Source organism: Acinetobacter sp. 228 (assembly GCF_048147885.1).
Genome location: NZ_JAYWYV010000152.1, coordinates 1 through 1,714, shown reverse-complemented (window position 1 = coordinate 1,714; position 1,714 = coordinate 1). Strand labels below are relative to the sequence as shown.

The following is a 1,714-nucleotide window of genomic DNA, read 5'->3' as shown; positions in this document are numbered from 1 at the left end:
GGTGTATCTTGACGTTCTTGCAATGCCTTGGTTTTAGCGATGATCTCTGCTTTATCTTCTTCAGTTAGCTTTTCACCAATTGCAGCTAAACGTGCTTTTTCAGCTTCTTGCTCTTTCGCTGACTTGGTTGCATCCGGTACTAAAGTCATTTGCACGCGGTGCGGATTATCTAATAAATGCGTTTGAATCAGGTTAGATAACCACATTGGGTCTTGGAGTTCTTCTTTGACCTGAGCAATGGCACTATCAACATCCCAAATTTGAATCGGATCGTTATGGTGAATCGCACCACTTAACCCATTTAAAATTAAGCTTAAGCCATATGGTGTACCATCACCATTAATTTCACGTTGGTGTAACTCGATTTGATGCAAAATTGCATCAACTAACGATGAGTCAATTGGTTTTGCAGCTACTTCACGTAAAACGTTTAAAACGCCATCTCTAAAGCTCTGTGCATGCTCTGGATTTGAACCTTGAACACCACAATAGAACGTCATTTCAAAGTTACTATCATCTACACCCATTAAAGGACCAGTCGACTGAGCATAGCCACAAGTTTCTAAATAATGACGAAGTGGTGAAGCTGAGTTTTCGAGTAAAACGCCTTCTACTAATCGCATACCCAGACGAAGTTTAATGTCACTTGCCTGAGGTAATAACCACGACAATACATGGTAAGTTTTGTCCTTTAACTCATCGCCATCAACAGCATAAGTTTCAGTGACTTCAACAGGTGCCGTTAAGCGTTTTTCTGGTTTCGAATATAAAGTTGTACCAGCAGTGAACTTATGTAGAGCCAATTTTTCAAATTGCTCTTGTAATTCATAGGCGGTTTGGTTACCAAAAGTCATAAATACCGCATTACTCGGATGATAATGGGTTTTATAAAATTCAACTAACTGTTCGTACGTTAAGTCAGGAATGTCTTTTGGATCGCCGCCTGAGTTGTAGTGATAAGTGGTTTCAGGGAATAGATGATGAGCCAGCTGATGATAAAGATGATCAGACGGCGCACTCATTGCACCTTTCATTTCATTGAAGACTACGCCTTTGTATACAGGCTGACCATTTTCAAGTTCAATACGGATACCTTCCTGAGCAAAATCCAGAGGATTCAAATTTGCCGAGAAAGCAGCATCAAGATAAACAGATAATAAGTTTTGGAAATCTTTCTTATTTTGAGTTGCAAATGGATATGCAGTCCAATCTGCTGCTGTAAACGCGTTCATAAAAGTATTTAATGAACGGCGTATCATTAAGAAGAATGGATCACGAACAGGAAACTTTTCAGAGCCACATAAAGCAGTATGCTCTAAAATATGTGCAGTTCCTTTAGAGTCCATAGGTTGTGTTCTGAACGCAACAAGAAATACATTTTCATCATAATCAGTTGCCAAGTGATAATGCACCGCACCTGTGACTTTATGCTTATATTCAGACACTAAAATATCTAATGCTTCAACATGGTGCTGACGTAGCAACTGAAACGCAGGGTGAACAGTTTGAGAAATGGTTTCAGTGACATCTACAGTCATGTGATCTCCTAACATATCGGATAAGTGAATAAGTCTCATTATAGCCTGAGTCGGCTTGAGAATGGCGAATAAAAGCCAAGCAAAACACTATGTTTTTGTTAAGTATTAGTTTTCATAGCCATAGCTTTAATATCAAGCACATAGCCCGCGTCGTTGTATCCTATCAGAACAAAACC

Annotated in this window: 1 protein-coding gene; it reads right to left on the bottom strand. The window is 39.3% G+C overall.

What is annotated here, in order from left to right; genetic code table 11:
• Positions 1 to 1,538 (bottom strand): insulinase family protein (locus tag VXQ92_RS16855; protein ID WP_416682591.1); only part of this gene is annotated, 1,538 nt, incomplete at its 3' end.
• Positions 1,539 to 1,714 lie beyond the last annotated feature (176 nt).